Here is a 21,223-nt window from a genome sequence, read left to right as displayed (position 1 = left end):
TTGTTCCTTGTTTCACTTCTGTTGATGACGGGATATAGAACCGGAAAAGAGCGCGAGGATGTAAGTTTGGAAATCCGTTTCGATGCCGCCGGTGTCGTTTTCGAGGGCCGGCAGGTCCTGCAGCCGCTGTCCTTGACGTTGACGGAACGGCGCATCGGCGTAATCGGTCTCAATGGTTCCGGTAAGACCACCTTTGCCCGGCTGATCAACGGGCTGAACAAGCCAAGCGAGGGCAAGGTTTCGGTGAACGGTCTCGACACCGTGAGCGACGCCAGGGCCATCCTGCAGATGGTCGGTTTCATCTTCCAGAATCCCCAAAACCAGATCATCCTTCCGATCGTGCGCGACGATGTCGCCTTCGGGCTGAAGCGGCTCGGCCTCGGCAAGGCCGAAACTGAAAATCGGGTGAAGGTCGTTCTCGCCGGACTCGGCATCGCGCAGCTGGAAGACCGGCGCGCGCATGAGCTTTCCGGCGGTGAGCTACAGCTTGCAGCGCTTGCCGCCCTTCTGGTGACCGAACCGCAAATCCTCATTCTCGATGAGCCAACCAACCAGCTTGATCTCAAAAACCGCGCAATCGTGGAAAGAACCATGGCGGCGCTGTCCCAGGCGCTGATTGTCATAACCCACGATCTGCCGTTGCTTCGGGGTTTCGACCGGGTACTGGTTTTCCATGAGGGTGCGCTTATTGCAGATGCTGCACCTGAAGAGGCGGTGGCGCGCTATCTGGAGGTGGCGTCGCGATGAAATCGCTGCATGTCGAGGGCACCGGCTGGCTTTACCGCGTCTCGCCGCGCCTCAAGCTTCTGACGCTCATGGGCTTCAGCATTGCATTGTTCCTCACCCGCGACTTGCTGGTTCTCGCATGCGCGATGGTTCTGGCCGCGCTAGCTCTGAGCGCGACGCGGCTGCCCCTCAAGGACATCGCCCTGCGGCTGCGGCCGGTGATGCTGACGATCTTCCTCGTCGCCGGCTTCAGCTATCTCCTGCTTCCGGCCCACGATGCCAGTGTCAATCTTATGCGGCTGACGGCACTTGCGTTGCTCGCCACCGCGGTCACCATCACCGTCAGCATTTCGCAGTTCATGGACGAAATTACACGTGCTGCCTCCCCGCTGGAAAGGCTGGGGCTGCTCAAGGCCGCCGATATCGGGCTTGCAGTCGGGCTGGTGGTGCGCTTCGTGCCTGAGATCGTCAACCGTTACCATGCGGTGCGCGATGCCCACCGGGCGCGTGGCCTGCCCGTGCGGATGGCGACCATCATCGTGCCGCTCGTCATTATGACGTTGAAGGATGCCGATGCCATTGCCGACGCCATTGACGCGCGCGGTTTCAGAGGCCAAAGCTGACGGCCAGACAACCATCCGGAGTTTCCGAGCCATGACGACCCACGACCTTGTGCTGATTTCGCTGTTTTCCGCCATCATCATCGCGCTCGGGCTTTTGCCGCCGATCACGCTCGGTTTCATTCCGGTGCCGATTACCGCGCAGTCGCTCGGCGTCATGCTCGCCGGCGTCGTCCTCGGCGCAAAACGCGGCACGCTCGCGGTTCTGCTGACGATCCTGATTGCCGCCATCGGCCTGCCGGTGCTTTCGGGCGGACGTGGTGGTCTTTCGATCTTCACCACGCCGACAACGGGCTTCCTGATCGGCTGGATCGCAGCCGTTTTCGTCACCGGCACGCTCTCGGAAAAACTCGTCAATCGCAGCCAGTCCGCTCTAGCGCAGGGTGTTGGCTTTTTCTTCGCCAGCCTGATCGGCGGCGTGGTCGTGCTTTATGCTTTCGGCATCACCTACCTGGCGGTGGTCGTCGGTCTCGGTTTTGAAAAGGCTTTCATGGGTTCGCTCGCCTTCATCCCGGGTGATGCGCTGAAGGCCGTGCTGGCAGCCCTTGCCGGCCGCGCCGTCATGGCGGGTTATCCGCTGCTGCCGCAGCGCGCCTGAAAACACTTTCTTCGGGAGGAAAAGAATGGCGACGCGTTTATACGAACATCCGATCTTCCTCGAGCATATCACGCCTTCCGGCCATCCCGAGCGGCCGGACCGCCTGCGGTCGCTGAACATCGCGCTCGAACATCCGAATTTCGAGCGCCTTGATCGCAAAGAAGCGCCTCAGGCCAATGAGGATGCGGTGCTGCTGGCGCATCCGGAAGAGCATCTGCTTGCCGTGATGCGACAGATTCCGGAAGAGGATGGCGAGATCAACCGCATTGAGGCCGACACTTACGTTTCGCAAAAAAGCCTGCAGGCGGCGCTGACCGGCATCGGCGCTGCAATGGCGGCAGTAGACGATGTTTTTGCCGGCGCTGCCGACAATGTCTTCGTTGCAGCCCGCCCGCCTGGCCACCATGCCGAGACCGCCAAGGCCATGGGCTTCTGTCTTTTCAACAATGTGGCGATCGCCGCCCGCCACGCGCAGAAGGCGCATGGTGCCGAGCGCGTCGCCATCATTGACTGGGATGTGCACCACGGCAACGGCACGCAGGACATCTTCTGGAACGACACATCCGTGCTGTTCTGTTCCACCCACCAGATGCCGCTTTATCCGTGGAGCGGCGATAAAAACGAAACCGGCGTGAAGAACAACGTCGTCAACGCACCGCTTTCTCCCAACACCGGCAGCGAACATTTCCGCGAGGCATTCAAATCACGCGTTTTGCCGGCGATTGCGGATTTTTCGCCCGATCTCATTCTCATCTCCGCCGGTTTCGACGCGCATCACCGTGATCCGCTGGCGCAGATCAATCTGGTGGGAGAGGATTTCGACTGGGCGACGGGCCGGCTCTTGGAGATGGCGGATAAATACACTTCGAACCGGGTCGTCAGCCTGCTGGAAGGCGGTTATGATCTTGAAGGGCTGGCGGAATCGGCAGCCATGCATATTTTGAGAATGATGAAGGGTTGAACATGACGGAAAATGCCAACACAGCCGATGTCAGCGGTTATTCGTTCGAAAAAGCCGTCGCCGAGCTGGAAAGCATTGTCGCACGTCTGGAACGCGGCGACGTGGCGCTGGACGAATCCATCGCCATTTATGAGCGCGGCGAAGCCCTGAAGAAGCATTGCGAGACGCTGTTGAACGCTGCCGAAAAGCGCATCGAGAAGATTCGCCTCGATCGCGCCGGCAAGCCGCAGGGTGTGGAGCCGCTGGACGGGGAGTGATTGCGTTTAGGGCGAGCGTTCGGACGTGATTCGATAAGGTAGCCACCTCCCGATTTAAACACTCGACGTCATCCTCGGGCTTGCCCCGAGGATCTGCAATGCATTGATTTCTTGACGTGTTTAGATCCTCGGGACAAGCCCGAGGATGACGGAGGAGAGGTTTGAGAACTTTCCCCGGCCGTAAGGTGTTCTCACAATGTCGTGTTAACAAGGATCGTTGACGCTGCGTTCGATATCGCGATGCTCCCCTCCCCCTCGGTTATGCTAAACTCCCGCCAGACGATACGAGGAGCTGACCATGTCCTTCTTTCCCGGTAACGATCCCGTCGCGGGCGATGCCTTTGCCTGCGACGCCATCGAGAACCTCATCATCCCCCGCACCAGCGATATTGGCGGCTTTGCGGTGCGGCGCGCGCTACCGACGCGGCAGCGGCGGCTTGTCGGTCCCTTCATCTTTTTCGATCGCATGGGTCCGGCGATACTGAAGGCCGGTGAGGCGCTGGATGTGAAGCCGCATCCGCATATCGGGCTTCCCACCGTCACCTATCTGTTCGACGGCGAAATCAAGCATCGAGACAGTCTCGGCACCGAGCTTGTCATCCGCCCCGGCGACATCAACCTGATGACGGCCGGGCGCGGCATCGTGCATTCGGAACGCACGCCGGAAAACCTGCGCGGCCATCCGCTTTCCATGTCGGGCCTGCAGACATGGCTTGCCCTGCCCGACCATATGGAGGAAATCGACCCGGCCTTTGCCCACACGGCAAAGGAAGAGATGCCGCTGATCGATATCAAGGGCGCGTCGGGTCGTGTAGTGATCGGTGAATTCGAGGGCCTCACCTCCCCCGTTGCGGCCTTCACGGATACGCTTTATGTCGACCTGACGCTGGAGCCGGGGGCAAAGTTTCCCTTTTCCGCCGATCATGAGGAGCGGGCGATCTATATCCTGTCCGGCTCGCTGGATGTGGCGGGCGATATCTTCGCCGCCGACCAGCTGCTCGTCTTCCGGCCGGGTGACGACATCACGCTTCAGGCCGGCAGCAATGGCTGTCACATCATGATCTTTGGCGGGGCAGCGCTGAATGAGCGCCGATACATCTGGTGGAACTTCGTTTCGTCATCAAAAGAACGCATAGAACAGGCCAAACAGGAGTGGAGAACGGGACGCTTCGACATCGTTCCCGGCGACGAAGAAGAGTTTGTCCCTTTGCCGGAAGGTTGAAATTCTATAGAAGTATACGACATGCATGGTTCACCCGGCGGCTTTCGCGATGAAAGACGTTCTCACGCGCCGCGCGGGACCACCAGAAAAGGCCGAACGATTGACCGGAATGCCACAGACACCATTGCTTGACCGGGTGAATTTTCCCTCCGATCTCAAGGAGATCGATGATCGCGACTTGCCGGAACTGGCAAGGGAACTGCGCGACGAGATGATTGACGCCGTGTCGAAAACCGGTGGGCATCTGGGTGCCGGCCTTGGCGTGGTGGAACTGACGATTGCCATCCACAAGGTCTTCAACACGCCCGAAGACCGGCTGATCTTCGATGTCGGCCATCAATGTTACCCGCACAAGATCCTGACCGGCCGGCGTGATCGCATCCGCACGCTGCGGCAGGAAGGTGGCCTTTCCGGTTTCACCCGCCGTGCGGAAAGCGAATATGATGATTTCGGCGCCGGCCATTCTTCCACCTCCATTTCCGCCGGTCTCGGCATGGCGGTGGCGGCGGGTCTTGATGGCAGCGACCGCAAGGTCATTGCTGTCATCGGTGACGGTTCCATGTCTGCCGGCATGGCGTTTGAGGCACTGAACAATGCCGGCGCGCTCGATGCACGACTGATCGTCGTCCTCAACGACAACGACATGTCCATTGCGCCGCCGACGGGCGCGATGAGCGCCTATCTGGCGCGTCTCGCCTCCGGCCGCACCTATATGGGTTTTCGCGATTTCGGCAAGAAGCTGACGGCGTATCTCGGCAAGACGATCGACCGCGCCATTACCCGCGCCGTGACGCATGCGCGCGGCTATGTGACCGGCGGCACGCTGTTCGAGGAGCTTGGTTTCTATCACATCGGCCCGATCGACGGTCACTCCTTCGACCACCTTTTGCCGGTGCTGCGCAATGTGCGCGACAACCAGAAAGGCCCCGTCCTCATCCATGTGGTGACGCAGAAGGGCAAGGGTTATGCGCCGGCGGAAGCCGCAGCCGACAAATATCACGGCGTCAACAAGTTCGACGTCATCACCGGCGCGCAGGCGAAAGCCAAGCCGAATGCGCCGAGCTATACCAGCGTCTTTGCCGAGGCGCTGATCCAGGAAGCCACGCTCGATGAGAAAATCATCGGTGTGACGGCCGCGATGCCCAACGGTACCGGCCTCGACAAGATGGCCGAGCTGTTCCCGGCGCGCACCTTCGATGTCGGCATTGCCGAACAGCATGCCGTCACCTTTGCGGCGGGGCTTGCGGCTGACGGTTACAAGCCGTTCTGCGCGCTTTATTCCACCTTCCTGCAGCGCGGTTACGACCAGTTGGTGCATGATGTGGCAATACAGAGCCTGCCCGTGCGTTTCCCGATCGACCGCGCCGGTTTTGTCGGCGCCGACGGGCCGACCCATGCCGGCTCTTTCGACACCACTTTCCTCGCCACCCTCCCCGGCATGGTAGTTATGGCGGCCTCGGATGAGGCGGAGCTGAAACATATGGTCCGCACGGCGGCGGCCTATGACGAAGGCCCGATTTCCTTCCGTTATCCGCGCGGAGAAGGTGTCGGCGTCGAGATGCCCGCGCGCGGGGAGATTCTTCAGATCGGCAAGGGTCGCATCATCAAGGAAGGCACGAAGGTTGCCCTGCTTTCCTTCGGAACCCGCCTTGCGGAATGCCTGGCGGCGGCCGAAGACCTGGACGCCGCCGGTCTTTCTACGACGGTTGCCGATGCACGCTTCGCCAAGCCGCTCGATCTCGATCTCATCCGACAGCTTGCCGCCCATCATGAGATTCTGGTGACGATCGAGGAAGGCTCGGTCGGCGGTTTTGGCGCACATGTGCTGCATTTCATGGCAAGCGCCGGCCTGCTCGATCACGGCCCCAAGGTGCGGACACTCACACTGCCCGACCAGTGGGTGGAACAAGCCAAGCCAGAGACCATGTATGCCAATGCCGGCCTCGACCGGGCCGGCATCATTTCCGCGGTGTTCAATGCGCTCGGCCAGCGTCAGGCCGGAGTCGGTTTCGCCGGCTGACAAAACTGCCGGGACAGGAGGCGGGACTATCCCGCCTTTACCTCAGGATGCCGCGCCGTCGAGAAAACCAACGACATTTTCGATCCGGCCCTCGACATCGTGGCTGACGACATCGGTGCCACCAGCCACATCGTCCCCTTCAGGCGAGATAAGGCGCCAGGAGAAACGGGTGAAGTTGCCGTGTCCGTCCGGGGTGCCGGCAAGAACGAAACGATATCCCGGAAATTTCTGCCGCGCCGCCTCGATCATTGCGGCAATCCCCTGCTGGCCTTCGCCCTGCATCAGCGGATCGACGTAGCGCGTATTTTCTGCCCATGCCTGACCGATGAGGTGCCTGCGGCGTTCATTGTCTTCCTCATTCCAGGCTGCGAGATAGGTTTCGGCGATTGCGAGATGCTGCGTCATGATTGCGCTCCTTGTGGTTGACGGCCCAAACATGCCGGGGGTCGGAAAGCGGAACAATTACCTCCGAGGTAATCGCATCCGCGATATCTTCTGCTAGGCTGCGGGGCATGACACATCATCGAGAACATGTCGGCCAGGTGCTGAAGGAATGGCGAGCCCGCCGCAGATTGAGCCAGCTGGATCTGGCGGTGGAGGCTGAAATATCAGCACGCCATCTGAGCTTCGTTGAAAGCGGGCGATCATCGCCCAGCCGCGACATGCTGGTGAGGCTGGCGGAGCAGCTTTCGATGCCGGCCCGCGCCGCTAACCGGCTGATGCTGGCTGCAGGTTATGCACCCGTTCATTCTGAACGATCACTGGATGCACCTGATATGGCAGCCGCCCGACAAGCCGTCGAAACGGTAGTGCATGGGCACATGCCCTTCCCCGCCCTTGCCGTCGACCGGCACTGGAATGTCGTTCTCGCCAATGGGGCGATCACGTCGCTTCTGGCCGGCGTTTCAGAAGAGCTGCTTTACCCGCCGCTCAACGCCTTGAGGCTGAGCCTGCATCCGCTGGGTCTGAGTTCGCGCATCGTCAATCTGGCCGAATGGCGCCATCACCTGCTGGAACGCCTGCGCCGTCAGGTCGAGGAAACCGGAGACGAAGTGCTTTCTCGGCTGCATGCGGAGCTTGCGGCCTATCCCGCGCAAAAGGTCGCCCCGCATTCCACCGGGGCCGACCCTCTGGCCATACCGCTCCAGCTTCGCGATCCATCTTCGGGCGGCATATTGAGCTTCATTTCAACCACCACGGTTTTCGGGACGGCGACGGACGTCACGCTCTCCGAACTCGTGCTGGAATGTTTTTATCCCGCCGACGCGGCAACCCGCAACGCACTGATGCAAGGTGCCAAGGAGTAAGACCCGTGCACACCACCTATCTTATCAGCTTTCAGGTCCGTCCAGCCCAGCGCGAACGTTTTCTTGAATTGCTGAATGCGCTGCTCGACGCCATGCGGCACGAAAAGACCTTCGTGAACGCAACCCTGCACCGGGATGGCGAAAACGAGAACCGGTTCCTGCTGCATGAGACCTGGAGTGACCATCAGGACGTCATCGACGTTCAGATCCACCGGCCCTATCGGCAGGCATGGCACGATGCCCTGCCCGAGCTTCTGGACTCGCCGCGCGATATTTCCGTCTGGCATCCCATGCGGGCGGATCACGCTCACGGAGCTTAGATGCATGAGTGCCCTGCATTTGCCAGCAGCTCAAACGTTTTCTCCAGATCTTTCGATTTGACCAGCAGGTGATCGCCATCGAAAGTGGAAACCACGAATATCCCGATGTCGTTGGTCGATAGCGGTTCGATCACCGAAAGCACGATGCCGGTCTCATCAAAGGCGAACGGGCCCTGAAGTTTGAGACAGTTCCAGCCGGTGTCGGCCTTAACATCATGAGGGATACGCTCCTGACGGCAAACGACGGAAAGCTCATCATCAGTCCGGCTGATGCTGAGAAAACCTGTGCCATCGGCCCAGGCTGGAATGGATGCATCGGCAGAAAGCCGGGCCACTCCGTAGGTGCCCTCAAGGAGCCTTAACTTAACGCGAGGCGCCATCTGTAAACTGCCTTCCCGAAAGCCAGACGCTTTCCTTGGGTTGAAGGGGAGGATCAAATGCCTTCCCAGAAGGCCATATTATCAGTTTCAAAGCTTGATGGCCGTTTCTTCTTTCGCCGTCTTGATGACGACCATGGTGAAAAAGCGTGCCACATTGTGCTGATCGCGGAACAAGCGGTCGCACAGGGCGTCGAATTCTTCCATATCCCGCAGGCGTAACATCAGTACGACATCGCTTGCGCCGGTAACGGCATAGGCCTGCGACACCGCCTCCTCCGCGCAGGCAATATCCAGAAAGCGGCGCATCTGCTGCTCACCGTGCAGTTTCAGCTCCACCGTCACCAGAGCCTTGAGCACGCGTCCCGCCTTTGCCGGGTTGAGGATCGCCACGATGCGGTCGATCACGCCCGACTTGCGCAGCCGCTGCAGGCGGCGCAGGCAACTGGATGGCGACAGCCCGACTTCATCAGCCATATCCACATTGGTGCGCGAGGCGTCGTCCTGCAAAAGGTTCAGAAGTTTCCGGTCGATCCTGTCCATGCGGATAGCATATCGCCCGCCGCCATCTTTGCAATAAAATTGCATGAAACTGCAATCTCTGACCGCAAATGCGAACCGGCCGGGAGTAGTGGATGGAAACAACTTTCAGGGGAGCCTTCATATGTCAGTTCTACAGACCGTCTGGCAAAAAACGCGGGAAACGCTTGCAATTTACTGGGTGCTGGTGCGGATCACGGTCCCGATCGCCATACTGACCGAGCTGCTATCAAGGATGGGGGCGATCGAGGCGGTGGCGCCTGCTTTTGCGCCGGTCATGAACCTCATCGGCCTGCCGCCTGAACTCGGCCTTGCCTGGCTGACCGCGATGCTGGTCGGCATGTGGGGTGCCGTGCCGCTCATCTTCACGCTGGTTCCCGCGTCTTCACTGACCGTGGCTGATATTACCGTTTTTTCGGCGCTCATCCTGTTCGCCCATGGCTTGCCCATCGAACAGAAAATCATCGAAAAGGCGGGCCCCGGCATGATCGTCACGACGGGGCTGCGCGTCGGCGGCGGATTGCTTTATGCCTTTCTCCTGCACCAGCTTCTGGAATCGACCGGCTGGTTGTCGGGACCGGTGAGCCCGGCCTGGATTGCGATGAGCGCCACGCCTGAATGGTCCGCCTATTTCCTCGGTCTCGGTGAAACCATGGCCTGGATGCTCGCCATCCTCCTTGCCCTTTCCCTTTGCCTTGAAATTCTCAGGCTGACCGGTCTGCTCGCGCTGATGATGAAAGCGCTCTCGCCCCTGCTGCGTCTTGCAGGCATTCGCGGCGAGGCCGAGCATCTCACTGCCATCGGGTTGTTCCTCGGCATTTCCTACGGCGCGGGTTTCCTGATCCGCGAGGCGCAATCGGGGACGATATCACCGCGGCAGGTTTTTCTGTCCTGCGTCTTCATGGGTTTTGCCCATAGCGTGATTGAAGACACGCTTGTGGTCATGTCGCTGGGTGCGGATGTCTACGGGGTTCTCGCCGGACGTCTCGTGTTCGCCATTGCCGCAACCGCTGTCATTGCCGCCCTGCTCCACCGCCTGTCGGATGAGCTTTTCTTTGCACGGATGTTCCGGCTACAGCGCGCCTAGGCGGCCTCCCATTTGAAAATGCCGACGCAAAAAGGGGGCCTTTCGGCCCCCGATCCGTAGGTTCAATCTGAAGCCCCGCTCAGAACTCCGTCCAGTCCTGATCCTTCGCGGCCGGTGCTTCGGCAGCACCACCGAAGGCGCGGGCAAGGCTCTGCCCGAGTGCACGGGCCGGCGATGCGACAGGCCTTGCTGTTGCAGAGGCCGATTTTACCGGAGCCTTGCGGATCGGCGCGGCTGGCGCAGGCTGGAAGGCAGGCTTGGCCGAAGACGGACGCGGAGCGGAATATCCGCCGGCGCTCGCCACGGCGGTGCGTGCGCCGCCCATCCTGAACTGGCCAAGCAGGCTGTTCAGCGCTTCCGCTTCGCGGGCCAGCGAATGGCTGGCGGCGGTCTGCTGCTCCACCATGGCGGCGTTCTGCTGCGTGCCCTGATCCATGGTGTTCACGGCCGTGTTGATTTCCTGCAGGCCGGTGGCCTGTTCGCGGGCAGCGACAACGATGGCGCTGACATGGGCGTTGATCTCTTCGACTTCCGAGACAATGAGTTCCAGCGCCTTGCCGGTTTCATCGACGAGATTGACACCGTTTTCTACCTGCTGGCTGGAAGCGCTGATCAAGGTCTTGATTTCCTTGGCGGCATTGGCCGAACGCTGGGCAAGTTCACGGACTTCCTGCGCGACCACCGCAAAGCCCTTGCCGGCATCACCGGCGCGGGCGGCTTCCACACCGGCATTCAGCGCCAGGAGGTTGGTCTGGAAAGCGATATCGTCGATGACGCCGATGATGTTGCCGATTTCGCCCGAGGACTTCTCGATCTCGCGCATGGCGGCAACCGCCTTGCGGACTACAACACCCGACTTTTCTGCACCGGCGCGGGCGCGCTGGACCAGATTGCCGGCATCTTCCGCACCACGGGCGCTATCACGCACGGTGGTGGTGACTTCTTCGAGCGCCGCAGCGGTCTCTTCGATGGAGGCCGCCTGCTGTTCGGTGCGGCGCGACAGGTCGTCGGCGGCGGAGAGCATTTCCGAAGCGCCGGCATTGATGGCGGCTGCGTTCTCGCCGACCGTGCGCAATGCCTGCTGGAGTTTTTCGACGGCGCCGTTGAAATTCACACGAACCGGATCAATCGCAGGCGCAAAAGGCGTTTCAATGCGATAGGAAAGATCGCCATCCGCGAGAGCCGCAAGGCCCTTGCCAAGCTCGGCGCTGGCAAAAGCGCTGGCGGCCTCGTCCCTGGCTTTTTCTTCCTCGGTGCGGCGACGTTCTGCTTCCGTCGCGGAGCGCATGCGATCGGTCTCACCGGCAAGGCGGGCTTTTTCAAGCCCGGCTTCCTTGAAGACCATTACAGCCTTTGCCATCTTGCCGACTTCGTCGCCACGATCCGTGGCCGGAACTTCCGTCGTCAGATCGCCATCGGCAAGCCGGCTCATCGCCGCTGTCATGCCGACGATGGGCGTAACGATGGAGCGCGAAAGCGCCCAGATCAGGATCACGGCGAGAAGGCCGGCGACGGCGCCACCGCCGAGAAGGGCATATTCCAGCTTGCGGGCAGCAGCCTGCTGTTCTGCAGCGTACACGGTGGACAGGCCATTCAGCTGTTCCTTGATCTTGGCGGCCGAGGCACGGAAGCCGTCAAGCTGGCCCTTGGCCTGATTACGGCCGATTTCGATGATTTCGGAAATCGGCGCTTCGGTCGTTTTGCGTGCGGCGATCTGCGGTTCCGCCAGTTCCTTGAAGAACACGGTGGCGGATTTCTGCATGTCGTCGATGGATTTCAGGATGTCCGGCTGGCCGGCAGCAAGGGCGCGCGCTGCATCAAGCTTCTTCAGCATGATATCGCGCTGGGCGAAAACGTCATTATAGGTGCTGTCACTGCGGAACAGCAGGAAGCCGCGCTGATTGACGGCCTGTTCCAGCATGGCTGCCGTCGCGCCATCCACGGCCTGGATGATATCCTTGGTGCGGTTGTTTTCAATCGTGACACGCTCGCTCCCCAGCGTCTGCCAAAATACGACCGCGGAAGCGAGCAGGCACACGCCCATCAAGGCACAGAAGGTGGCTATGAGCTTCAGATTAATGGGGAGATTTTTCAGCGACATCGCAAACTCTCTCGGCGACCCGATGCCTCGGAGCAAGCGTCTGCGCTGCAACGGCCGCAATTTCAGAAATGGGAGAAGATGCCATCATGGCGGGTTCCGACCGGCCGCACGGGCCTTGGCACACCCTGCAATACAAGCCTTTATATTGGATTAATCTGATATGCTGATTTTGCGGCGCAAAAGCCTCATAAGTCCGTGGCTCAGGCGCTGTCGGCTCCGCATCGCGATAAATCGCTTGCATCGGCGGAGTTTGGCAGTCATTGACACGGGATCATGTCCAAAACACCTGAAAATGAACGGCTTGACCAGCTTCTCGTGTCGCTCGGCCACTTCGCCAGTCGCTCGCGTGCGCGCGACGCGATTGCGCGCGGCACCGTGAGCGTCAACGGCAAGACCGTCACCAAACCGAGCCAGACCGTCGCCGGCAATGCCGAGATCGCCATCAGCGATCCAGCGCAGGCCTATGTTTCCCGCGCAGCTCTGAAACTCGTGGCCGCACTCGATCATTTCGGGCTCGATCCTTCCGGCCATCACTGTCTTGACGTCGGCGCTTCCACAGGCGGTTTTACCGAGGTGCTGCTGGAACGGGACGCCAGCCACGTCATCGCCATCGATGTCGGCCACGGGCAGATGCATGCAAGGATCGCGAACGATCCGCGTGTCACCAATCTGGAGGGGCTGAATGCCCGCTTCCTGACGGCGGACGATATCGATGACCAGCCCATCGGCTTCATTGTCTCCGACGTGTCCTTCATTTCGCTGAAGCTCGCGCTCGCCCCCGCGCTCGATCTTGCTGAGCCGGGTGCTCGTGCTGTCCTGCTGGTGAAACCGCAATTCGAGGCAGGGCGTGACGCCATCAGCAAGGCCGGGCTTCTGAAGGAACCCGAAACCGCGCCCGCAGTGGCGGCCGAACTGGAGCGCTGGCTGACGGAGGACATGGGCTGGAAAAGTCTCGGCCTCATTCCCTCGCCGATTTCCGGCGGTGACGGCAATGTCGAATTTCTTCTCGGAGGCGAAAAGCCATGAGCACACAAACCGTCACCATCAAGAGCCTCGGCGCCCAGGGCGATGGCATTGCGCACTGTCCCGACGGCCCGGTCTATGTGCCTTTCGCGTTGCCCGGCGAGACGGTCGCCATCGCCAAGGTGAAGGATCACGGCACCGTCATGTCAATTACGGAAGCCTCACCCGAACGCCGTACACCCGCCTGCCGCCACTTCGGCCCGGAGGGCAAGAATGGCACCTGCGGCGGCTGTTCGCTGCAACATCTCGCCGACGAGCCTTACCATGCATACAAGCGGGAACTGGTGGTCTCGGCACTGAAATCGAAGGGCTTGACGCCCGATGTGGATAATCTCGTCATCTGTCGCCCCAGCGAGCGCCGCCGTGCGGTGTTCGCCGCCCGCAAGACGGAAAAGGGCCTGCTGCTCGGCTTCAGCCAGGCGAACAGCCACCACATCGTCGCCATTGAGGAATGTCCCGTCACCTCGCCCGGCATCGTCTCGCGACTGGATGCCATCCGCGCCATCGGACTTTCAATGGTGGCGAATGCGGAACCCTTCCGGATGACGGTGCTGGAGACCCTTTCCGGCCTCGATATTTCCGTCGACGGCATCAAGTCGGTCAGCGACAAGCAGCGCCGCACGCTCACGGAAACGGTTCTTGCCATGCGCGGCATTGCGCGTGTTTCACTGTCGGGTGAAATACTTATCGAACCCCAGAAGCCGATCATCGAGTTTGGCGGGGTGGCGGTATCGCCCCCGGCCGGCAGCTTCACGCAGGCGACGAAGCAGGCGGAGGACGCCATGGCGGAGCTGGTGCTTGCCCATGTCGGCAAGTCCAAACGCATTGCCGATCTCTTCTGCGGCTCCGGTACATTTGCGCTGCGGCTTGCGCGCGTTGGCAAGGTGCATGCGGTGGAGGCGGAAGACAAGCCGCTGAAGGCGCTGGATTTCGCCGCCCGCAACACGCAGGGCCTGAAGCCGGTCAGCGTCGAGAAGCGCGATCTCTTCCGCCGCCCCCTGATGACAAGCGAGCTCAAGAATTACGACGCCGTCGTCTTCGATCCGCCACGCGCGGGCGCGGAATTCCAGTGCAAGGAACTGGCACGCAGCACGGTAAAGAAGATCGTGGCCGTGAGCTGCAACCCGCTGACACTGGCGCGCGATCTCGCCATCCTGACCGAGGGCGGCTATCGCATCACCCGCGTCACGCCGGTTGACCAGTTCCTGTGGTCGCCGCATGTGGAAGCCGTGGCGACGCTGGAGAAATAAGCAATCCGGGCGGAGAGCCGCTCAGCGACGCTGAGGCAACGCAACGATTCATATGCCCGCAATCCCAACAGCTCTCATTCCTGTGCTTGTCACAGGAATGAGAGTGGAGATGAAGCCTGGAAGTCTTACCAGGTCGTATCGACCGTGCCGTTGCCCACCACGCCCGAGCAGCGGCAGGCACCGCCCACACGGCCGCGCTCCAGCGGGCAGATATAGGGCCGACGGCGGTTGGCGCTGTCCGGGGGGGTGATGACGCAGACGAAACGCGCGCGGCGCTGGCGGTCGCGGTTATTGCCGGAATAGAAGTTCGGACTATCGTCGTCCGTGGACTGCGCCAGAATGACATCGTTGGTGGAAGCCGCTGGAGCGCGTGTTATCGCCGCCGCTTCAGCAATCGTCGCGGCGGATAGGAAGACAGTCAGGGCGAAAACGAAGTGACGCATGTGGGTGGCCTTCGGACAATGACGGTGCGTTATCTAACCCAAGCCATATTGCCCGGTTTCTTAACCGCAAGGAATTCCTGCCCGCACACTTAACGACGCATGAATGCCTCGAAGGCGGCGCGCGCTTCGGCACTTTGCAGCTGCGCGATGAAATGACGACCTTCCTCTTCGATGCGGGTGAGAATATCGGCCGGGTTGCCGCGGACCAGATCGCGAGCGATCTTCAGCGCCTGCTGCGGTTTGGCGGCAAGGCGGGTGGCAAGCGCCAGCGTTTCGGCTTCGACATGTTCCGGGGCAACGACTTTCCAGATCAGCCCGGCCTGCAATGCCTGCTCGGCGGAAAAACCCTCACCCATGGCGAGCAGCGCAAAGGCGCGCTGGTGGCCGATGAGCCTTGGCACGAGCAGGCTGGAGGCCGCTTCCGGCACCAATGCGAGATCCACGAAGGGCGTCTTGAACAGGCTGCGGCTGGAAGCGACCGTCAGGTCGCAATGCAGGTTCAGCGTCGTGCCGATGCCGATGGCGAGCCCATCGACACCGGATACCAGCGGTTTTTCGAAGGCGACCAGCGCTTTCAGAAGTTCGAGGGCGGCGAGCTTGCCCTTTCCACCTGACATGGCGAAGGCGAGAAAATCAGCCATGTCGTTGCCGGCGGAAAAGCAGCCTTCCGTGCCGAGAAAGGCAACGACGCGGATGTCCGGATCCGTATTGGCGGCGTGCAAAGCCTCGGCCATGCGCAGATACATGGCATCGGTGATGGCGTTTTTCTTTTCCGGTCGGTTGAAGCGGATGGTCAGAACGTCAGGCGCATGGCCGACACGCGCGACAAGAATATGGTCGTCCGACATCTGAAGCTCCTCAAGCCAAAACAGTACGGGCGGCGGCAAGGCTCGCCGCGCCTGACATAATGCGGTCCTTCAGCGCCGCCGTTTCCGCCAGCAGGTTTTCCGCCGCGAAACGGCAAAGCGCGGCACGATGCCCGCCCCTGCCATCATCGACAGAGACCAATGCGCCCTTGGCGAGATAAGCGCCCGTCAAGGCCAGACCGAAGAGACGCTGATAGGGCGTGGCGCCCGCAAGTGCCATCTCGGTTTCGCCCGCCTTGATGCGGGAGAGCAGCCAGTCGGTTGCCGTTTCCAGATCGGTGAGGCTGGCATCGAGATAACGGGCGGTCTCTCCGAGATCGTCACGGTTCGATGTGGCCGTGCGGGCGGCGATCTCACGCAGTTCGGCGATGAAACCGCGCACCTGCGCGCCCTCGGAGAGCGGCAACTTGCGCAGGACCAGATCGATGGCCTGAATGCCGTTGGTGCCCTCGTAGATCGGCGCGATGCGGGCATCACGCAGATAACGCGCCGCGCCGGTTTCCTCGATGAAGCCCATGCCGCCATGCACCTGAATGCCCATGGATGCAACATCGACACCGGCATCGGTGGAAAAGGACTTGGCGATCGGTGTCAGAAGGGCAGCGCGCTCCTGCCAGTGAGCGCGCTGCCGGGCGTCTTCAGTCGCATGCGCCATGTCGATGGCGTGCGCGCAGCTGAAGGAAATCGCCCGTGATCCTTGCGTCAGCGCCTTCATTGTCAGAAGGGTTCTCACGATATCAGGATGTTCGATGATCGGGCTCATGCCCGAACCCTGCCAGCCGGGCGCCTTACCCTGCGTGCGTTCCCTCGCGTATTCGATCGCCTTCTGGGTCGCCGCCTCGCAGATCGCCACGCCCTGCATGCCAACGGCAAGGCGGGCGTTGTTCATCATGGTGAACATGCAGGCGAGGCCTTTGTTCTCCTCGCCGACCAGCCAGCCGAGCGCACCCTTTTCGTCACCAAATTTGCCGTCACCGAAGATCATGGTGCAGGTCGGCGAACCGTGAATACCGAGCTTGTGTTCGAGAGAGTGGCAGAAAAGATCGTTGCGGCTGCCCGGCGCGCCGTTTTCATCGGGCAGGAATTTTGGCACGAGGAACAGCGAAATGCCACGCGTTCCCGCCGGCGCATCCGGAAGACGGGCGAGAACGAGGTGGATGATATTATCAGCCGCGTCGTGTTCACCCCAGGTGATGAAAATCTTCTGGCCGAAGATGCGGTAGGTGCCGTCACCATTGCGCTCCGCCCGGGTCTTCAGGACACCAAGATCGGAACCCGCATGCGGCTCGGTCAGGTTCATCGTGCCGGTCCATTCGCCGGAGACGAGTTTCGGCAAATAGCTTCGCTTGAGATCGTTGCTGCCGTGGGCGACGATGGCTTCCACCGCACCCATTGTCAGCGTCGGCGCCAGCGCAAAGGCCATGGAGCCGGAATTCCACATTTCGAGCGCTGCAACATTCAGCATATGCGGCAGGTTCTGGCCGCCGAATTCTTCCGGGGCAGTCAGGCTGTTCCAGCCCGCCGCCGCCCAGCGACGGTAAAGATCGGCCCAGCCATCGGGCGTCGTCACCTTGCCATCGGCAAGTTTTGCGCCCTGACGGTCCCCGATTTCGGCGAGCGGCGCGACCTCTCCGGTGGCGAAACGTCCGGCTTCCTCCAGAATGGCATCGACGAGATCTTCACTCAGATCTCCCAGCACACCCCTGGAAAGCGCGTCTCCGAGACCCGCTACATGTTTGAGTGTAAAGGCGATATCATCCACCGGCGCGCTATACATCCTGCCTCCTCCCGAAGCTCTTGTATCCTGCTACTGCCTTCGGGCTAAATGATTTTTACGTAAACGTCAATTTGAAAATTCCCGGTATTTCGACGGACTTGTTATAAAACTGTCATATGAATTTGCTCAGCATGTTGACGGTGCCCTGACGCGCTCCTTTCGCCTCCTCCCGGTGCGACGGGCACCCCTCTCCTCCCATCCCGCCGGTCAGGACTGCCACGATGGACCTCATAACGCCCACCATTCCCGGCCTCGTGTGGGCCTATCAATTTCAACCCGGGAAGGCCCCATGCCGCAGGCTGGCGCCCGATGCCGGCTTTGACGAGATGGCGGGACGCGACGGGTTCTTCTGGCTGCATCTCAATCTCGCCGATCAGCGCGTGGCGGGTTTTCTGGAGACGGTTGAGGGTCTCGATCCGGCAGCACGGGCAAGCCTCACCACCCACGAAACGCATCCGTCCATTGTTGTCGACGAAAAATCGCTCTACGGCACCCTGGTCGATTTCCAACGGGAATTCGACAAGGAAACGCGCGATTTCGGCTGGCTGCATTTTGCGGTGAGCGACCGTTTCATCATCACCACCCGCCTTCAGCCGCTGCATTCGGTAGACCGGCTAAAGGCGGCGGTCGACAAGAACTCCAACCGCTATCTCACACCTTCCCACGTCTTCGAAGGCCTTGTCGCCGAATTCCAGCGTTCGCTGATCAATCTGGTCATGGAGACGACGGAAGAACTGAACGCCATCGAGGATCTGGTCTATGACAGCGAGACCCGCGACGAAAGGCGACGCCTCGCACCGCTGCGCCGCACGGTGGTGCGCCTGCACCGGCATTTACGCACCGTCCTCACCCTGATGCGGCGGGCTTCGGCAGCGGATGACGACGAGATGCCTGACGGTTTCGAGGATGTCGCCTCACGGCTGATGGGGCGCCTCGAGGCTGTCGATCATGACGTCTATGCCCTGCAGGAGCGCGCAAGGCTGCTTCACGAAGAAATCGATTCAAAACTCTCGTCTGAAACCAACCGGCATCTCTATATACTGTCGCTGATGACGGCGTTCCTGCTGCCACCGTCGCTGGTAACCGGCTTTTTTGGCATGAACACGGATGAGCTGCCGTTCACGGTCGGGACCGGTGGCACCATGGCGGCCAGCATCTTCATCGTCATCTCGGTCGTGCTCGCCTGGTTCGTGTTGAAACGCGCGCGTATCCTCTGACAGCAAAAAACCGTCCGGTCGAAACCGGACGGCTCTGTAAATCCCGGTCTTGGCCAACCTATCAGCCGTAGGGCGAATAGCAGGTCTGGCGCGGACCGTTATACGGCTGGAACGTGTTGCTATAGGCGTCGTAGGAGCGATAGCGGCCATAGCACCAGTTCACATGCGCCTGGCTCATGCCGCCACGGCGGACCGGACGATACTCACGATAGACCGGGCGCGGGCGATATTCCGGCACCGGACGGTAGACTTCGCGAGGCTGCGAAAGAGCGCCGCCTATGATTGCGCCCGTTGCAAATGCTGCGAGCGGGAACCAGTAACCGTCATGGTGGCGGTAACCCGGACGATAATCGCGGTAACCGCGGTGACCGCGATACCAGCCGCGACGATCGCCCCAGCCGTCACGGTCACGCCAATATTGCACGTTCACGATATTCTTGCTGGCATCGTTGCCCGAGGTCTCAACGCTCTTCGGCGCTACAGGCAGGGGCATGGCGGCTTCGGCCGGAACAATCGCTCCTGCAACCACGATTGCAGAAAGACCGACAGCCAGGATATTCTTCACATAGCTTTTCATCTGACTTCCTCCATTCACGACGGTCGACAGGCCGTAAGACGTGAATTTCTGTTGTTCGATTCCGCCTTTGTCCGGGCGGTGTCGTATACTTCTACAGCCTAGGGACGTGTGGCTGAACCTACGATTAACGGTACGATCACGCTTCGTTTATCAAAACCACGGCGTTTCAGGGCCAGACAAAAGCCCGGTAGAGACCGGGCTTCTGCTTGTGCAATTAGCGGCTGTAAGGCGATACGCAAATGCGACGCGGACCGCTGTTGGGCTGGTAGGTGTTGTCGTAGGCACGATACGAGCGCCAGCGATTCTGACACCAGGATACATGGCTGCCGCCATAGGCCGGACGGGGTTGCTGAATCGCGCCGCCGATGATGGCGCCGGTGGCGAAAGCGGCAAGCGGGAACCAGTAGCCGTTATGATAACGGTAACCCGGACGGCGGTCGCGGTAACCACGGTGGCCATTATAATAGCCGTCACGCGGCGGGCGCGGGCGATACATGCGGTCGCCGTGGCGGCGATCATGTCGACGGTCCCATTCGCGATATTGCACCTGCACGACATTGTCGGTGGAAACCGCCGGCTTCTGGATCGGCACAGGAACCTGGAACGCCTGCGACGGCGTAAAGCTGGTCAGGAACACGACGAGGGCCGTGGCGACACTCGTTGTCCGGAAATTTATCATGATCTTCCTCCGTTTGCTTCAGCGCGTTGACCCACGCTTTTCACCCACTCACTCTTTTCGGAGATTAGGGTCAGCCCGCTTCATGCCCGAGAAGAATTGGATGACGTGCAAACGAATTTACGGAAATTTGGTTCCAGACAATGGTAATGGAAGGAAAGCCTCAAACGCCTGCCGGCATCATGCCTCCACCTTGACATCGGTCAAAGGCCGCGAGCAGCAGGCGAGAATATAGCCCTCCTCGATTTCCTCATCGAGAATGCCGCCATTGTGGTTCATCTCCACCTCGCCGGAAAGTTTCAAGACCCGGCAAGTCCCGCAGATGCCGGATTCACAGGCTGCGCCGATCCGCACACCGGCTGCACGCGCCGTCATCAGAACGGTCTGCCCGGGCTGGCAGGGCATTTCTTTCCCGGAAAGGGTAAAGCCCACCATCGACAACGCTTCGCCATCATCGGTGAGAACACTCTCGCCGACGGCGACGGGAGCAGCAGGCGAGAAGCTTTCCTGATGGTAACGGCCCATGTCGAAGCCGGAGGCTTCAAGCATGGAGCGGACGGCGGCCATGAACGGCTCCGGCCCGCAGCAGAAGACGGTACGCTCCATGAAGTCATGGGCGAGCAGCGCGATCTTGGCCTTGTCGACCATGCCCTTCAGGCCGGACCACAGATCGGTGCGTCCACATTTCTCGACAATGAAGCCGAGCGACAGGTTCGGCATGAAGCGGGCGAGATATTCCAGCTCGTGACGGAAGACAATATCGCCGGGTGTACGCGAGCAATTGATGAAGGCAATGTCGCTTTGCGGGGCGCGGTCGCTCATGTCGCGCACCATCGACATCATCGGCGTGACGCCGGAGCCCGCGGAGATGAAGAGATACTTGTCCCCGGGATGCTTGACGTAGGAAAAATCGCCGAGCGGACCGAGCGCCCGGATCTTCATGCCGGGCTTCAGATTGTCGAACATCCAGCGCGTGCCGATACTGTTGGCCTGCGCCTTGACCGTGACCGACAGTGAATAGGGCCGCGACGGGCTGGATGACAATGTGTAGGTGCGGTAAAGCGGCTCCTTGCCCACCGGCAGTTCCAGCGTGACGAACTGGCCCGGCAGATAACGGAACCAGTTCTGATCCTCGGAGCGGAACAGGAACGTCATCACATCCTGTGTTTCGGGGGTTACCGAAATACATTCCAGCAGCTGGAGCTTGTCGCTCCACGGCTTCATCTCGTCAATATGCTTATATGTCACGACCATGTTC

Annotated in this window: 23 protein-coding genes; 13 read left to right on the top strand and 10 right to left on the bottom strand. The window is 60.7% G+C overall.

All coding sequences use genetic code 11. The features are described from left to right. The first annotated feature begins 66 nt into the window (after window positions 1-66). The 7 genes from AGR2A_RS05040 (at window position 67) to dxs (ending at window position 6,404) form a co-directional block, all read left to right on the top strand. On the top strand, window positions 67-747 hold the full coding sequence (locus AGR2A_RS05040; RefSeq protein WP_072494043.1) for an energy-coupling factor ABC transporter ATP-binding protein: 681 nt from the start codon (window positions 67-69) through the stop codon (window positions 745-747). After that, window positions 744-1,349, top strand: coding sequence for an energy-coupling factor transporter transmembrane component T family protein (locus AGR2A_RS05035; protein WP_072494042.1), 606 nt, complete (start codon window positions 744-746; stop codon window positions 1,347-1,349). The genes AGR2A_RS05040 and AGR2A_RS05035 overlap by 4 nt, the downstream gene beginning before the upstream one ends. Before the next feature lie 31 nt (window positions 1,350-1,380). After that, window positions 1,381-1,944: a biotin transporter BioY gene (locus AGR2A_RS05030; protein ID WP_072494041.1), complete on the top strand. Its 564-nt coding sequence runs from the start codon at window positions 1,381-1,383 to the stop codon at window positions 1,942-1,944. A 25-nt stretch (window positions 1,945-1,969) separates the two neighbouring features. After that, window positions 1,970-2,905 carry a histone deacetylase family protein gene (locus AGR2A_RS05025; RefSeq protein WP_004440330.1) on the top strand — a complete coding sequence of 312 codons (936 nt, stop codon included), beginning with the start codon at window positions 1,970-1,972 and terminating at the stop codon, window positions 2,903-2,905. Between the two features lie 2 nt (window positions 2,906-2,907). Beyond that, entirely contained in the window at window positions 2,908-3,162 is a 255-nt protein-coding gene (locus AGR2A_RS05020) for an exodeoxyribonuclease VII small subunit (protein WP_003503059.1), read from the top strand. Between the two features lie 298 nt (window positions 3,163-3,460). Continuing rightward, window positions 3,461-4,384: a pirin family protein gene (locus tag AGR2A_RS05015; protein WP_072494040.1), complete on the top strand. Its 924-nt coding sequence runs from the start codon at window positions 3,461-3,463 to the stop codon at window positions 4,382-4,384. 100 nt (window positions 4,385-4,484) lie between these two features. Further along, on the top strand, window positions 4,485-6,404 hold the full coding sequence (gene dxs / locus AGR2A_RS05010) for a 1-deoxy-D-xylulose-5-phosphate synthase (protein ID WP_072494875.1): 1,920 nt from the start codon (window positions 4,485-4,487) through the stop codon (window positions 6,402-6,404). Between the two features lie 42 nt (window positions 6,405-6,446). Here dxs and AGR2A_RS05005 read toward each other — a convergent pair whose 3' ends face one another. Further along, on the bottom strand, window positions 6,447-6,809 hold the full coding sequence (locus AGR2A_RS05005; RefSeq protein WP_072494039.1) for a nuclear transport factor 2 family protein: 363 nt from the start codon (window positions 6,807-6,809) through the stop codon (window positions 6,447-6,449). A gap of 107 nt (window positions 6,810-6,916) precedes the next feature. On the opposite strand from AGR2A_RS05005, the gene AGR2A_RS05000 reads away from it, so the two are divergent. Both AGR2A_RS05000 and AGR2A_RS04995 read left to right on the top strand, forming a co-directional pair. Next, a complete protein-coding gene (locus AGR2A_RS05000; RefSeq protein WP_072494038.1) occupies window positions 6,917-7,711 on the top strand; it encodes a helix-turn-helix domain-containing protein in 795 nt (264 codons plus the stop codon). A gap of 5 nt (window positions 7,712-7,716) precedes the next feature. After that, the gene (locus AGR2A_RS04995; protein ID WP_072494037.1) at window positions 7,717-8,031 is read left to right on the top strand and encodes a putative quinol monooxygenase; all 315 of its coding nucleotides are present in this window, start codon (window positions 7,717-7,719) and stop codon (window positions 8,029-8,031) included. Here the strand turns inward: AGR2A_RS04995 and AGR2A_RS04990 are convergent. Both AGR2A_RS04990 and AGR2A_RS04985 read right to left on the bottom strand, forming a co-directional pair. Next, complete coding sequence (locus AGR2A_RS04990; RefSeq protein ID WP_037090799.1) at window positions 8,028-8,411, bottom strand: ACT domain-containing protein; 384 nt, start codon at window positions 8,409-8,411, stop codon at window positions 8,028-8,030. The genes AGR2A_RS04995 and AGR2A_RS04990 overlap by 4 nt on opposite strands. Before the next feature lie 87 nt (window positions 8,412-8,498). Continuing rightward, window positions 8,499-8,951, bottom strand: a complete 453-nt coding sequence (locus tag AGR2A_RS04985) for an Lrp/AsnC family transcriptional regulator (protein ID WP_044458734.1) — start codon at window positions 8,949-8,951, stop codon at window positions 8,499-8,501. A gap of 121 nt (window positions 8,952-9,072) precedes the next feature. Between AGR2A_RS04985 and AGR2A_RS04980 the strand changes: the two genes are divergently transcribed. Next, window positions 9,073-10,035: a nucleoside recognition domain-containing protein gene (locus AGR2A_RS04980; RefSeq protein WP_072494036.1), complete on the top strand. Its 963-nt coding sequence runs from the start codon at window positions 9,073-9,075 to the stop codon at window positions 10,033-10,035. Between the two features lie 79 nt (window positions 10,036-10,114). Here the strand turns inward: AGR2A_RS04980 and AGR2A_RS04975 are convergent, their stop codons facing one another. After that, complete coding sequence (locus tag AGR2A_RS04975) at window positions 10,115-12,136, bottom strand: methyl-accepting chemotaxis protein (RefSeq protein ID WP_072494035.1); 2,022 nt, start codon at window positions 12,134-12,136, stop codon at window positions 10,115-10,117. A 273-nt stretch (window positions 12,137-12,409) separates the two neighbouring features. On the opposite strand from AGR2A_RS04975, the gene AGR2A_RS04970 reads away from it, so the two are divergent. Continuing rightward, a complete protein-coding gene (locus tag AGR2A_RS04970) occupies window positions 12,410-13,162 on the top strand; it encodes a TlyA family RNA methyltransferase (protein WP_072494034.1) in 753 nt (250 codons plus the stop codon). Further along, window positions 13,159-14,409 carry a class I SAM-dependent RNA methyltransferase gene (locus tag AGR2A_RS04965; RefSeq protein WP_072494033.1) on the top strand — a complete coding sequence of 417 codons (1,251 nt, stop codon included), beginning with the start codon at window positions 13,159-13,161 and terminating at the stop codon, window positions 14,407-14,409. Before AGR2A_RS04970 ends, AGR2A_RS04965 begins: the two co-directional genes overlap by 4 nt. 125 nt (window positions 14,410-14,534) lie before the next feature. Here AGR2A_RS04965 and AGR2A_RS04960 read toward each other — a convergent pair whose 3' ends face one another. From AGR2A_RS04960 to AGR2A_RS04950, 3 genes are all read right to left on the bottom strand, one after another. Beyond that, window positions 14,535-14,852 (bottom strand): hypothetical protein, encoded by a 318-nt coding sequence (locus tag AGR2A_RS04960; protein ID WP_072494032.1) that lies wholly within the window; start codon window positions 14,850-14,852, stop codon window positions 14,535-14,537. Window positions 14,853-14,941: 89 nt separating this feature from the next. Further along, window positions 14,942-15,700 carry a crotonase/enoyl-CoA hydratase family protein gene (locus tag AGR2A_RS04955; RefSeq protein ID WP_072494031.1) on the bottom strand — a complete coding sequence of 253 codons (759 nt, stop codon included), beginning with the start codon at window positions 15,698-15,700 and terminating at the stop codon, window positions 14,942-14,944. Window positions 15,701-15,710: 10 nt separating this feature from the next. Then, on the bottom strand, window positions 15,711-17,495 hold the full coding sequence (locus AGR2A_RS04950) for an acyl-CoA dehydrogenase (protein ID WP_006699897.1): 1,785 nt from the start codon (window positions 17,493-17,495) through the stop codon (window positions 15,711-15,713). Between the two features lie 221 nt (window positions 17,496-17,716). Between AGR2A_RS04950 and AGR2A_RS04945 the strand changes: the two genes are divergently transcribed. Continuing rightward, window positions 17,717-18,712: a transporter gene (locus AGR2A_RS04945; RefSeq protein ID WP_004440300.1), complete on the top strand. Its 996-nt coding sequence runs from the start codon at window positions 17,717-17,719 to the stop codon at window positions 18,710-18,712. Window positions 18,713-18,773: 61 nt separating this feature from the next. Here AGR2A_RS04945 and AGR2A_RS04940 read toward each other — a convergent pair whose 3' ends face one another. The 3 genes from AGR2A_RS04940 to AGR2A_RS04930 all read right to left on the bottom strand — a co-directional run bounded on the left by AGR2A_RS04940 (window position 18,774) and on the right by AGR2A_RS04930 (window position 21,219). Next, complete coding sequence (locus AGR2A_RS04940; protein WP_004440298.1) at window positions 18,774-19,289, bottom strand: BA14K family protein; 516 nt, start codon at window positions 19,287-19,289, stop codon at window positions 18,774-18,776. A gap of 214 nt (window positions 19,290-19,503) precedes the next feature. Beyond that, window positions 19,504-19,968, bottom strand: coding sequence for a BA14K family protein (locus AGR2A_RS04935; RefSeq protein WP_004440296.1), 465 nt, complete (start codon window positions 19,966-19,968; stop codon window positions 19,504-19,506). A gap of 177 nt (window positions 19,969-20,145) precedes the next feature. Then, a complete protein-coding gene (locus AGR2A_RS04930) occupies window positions 20,146-21,219 on the bottom strand; it encodes a hybrid-cluster NAD(P)-dependent oxidoreductase (RefSeq protein ID WP_004440293.1) in 1,074 nt (357 codons plus the stop codon). Between the last annotated feature and the right edge of the window lie 4 nt (window positions 21,220-21,223).

Origin of the sequence: Agrobacterium genomosp. 2 str. CFBP 5494, from assembly GCF_900013495.1 — a bacterium.
GTDB lineage: Bacteria > Pseudomonadota > Alphaproteobacteria > Rhizobiales > Rhizobiaceae > Agrobacterium > Agrobacterium pusense.
The sequence above is the reverse complement of the archived record's forward strand: the minus strand, read 5'-3'. Positions and strand labels throughout refer to the sequence as shown.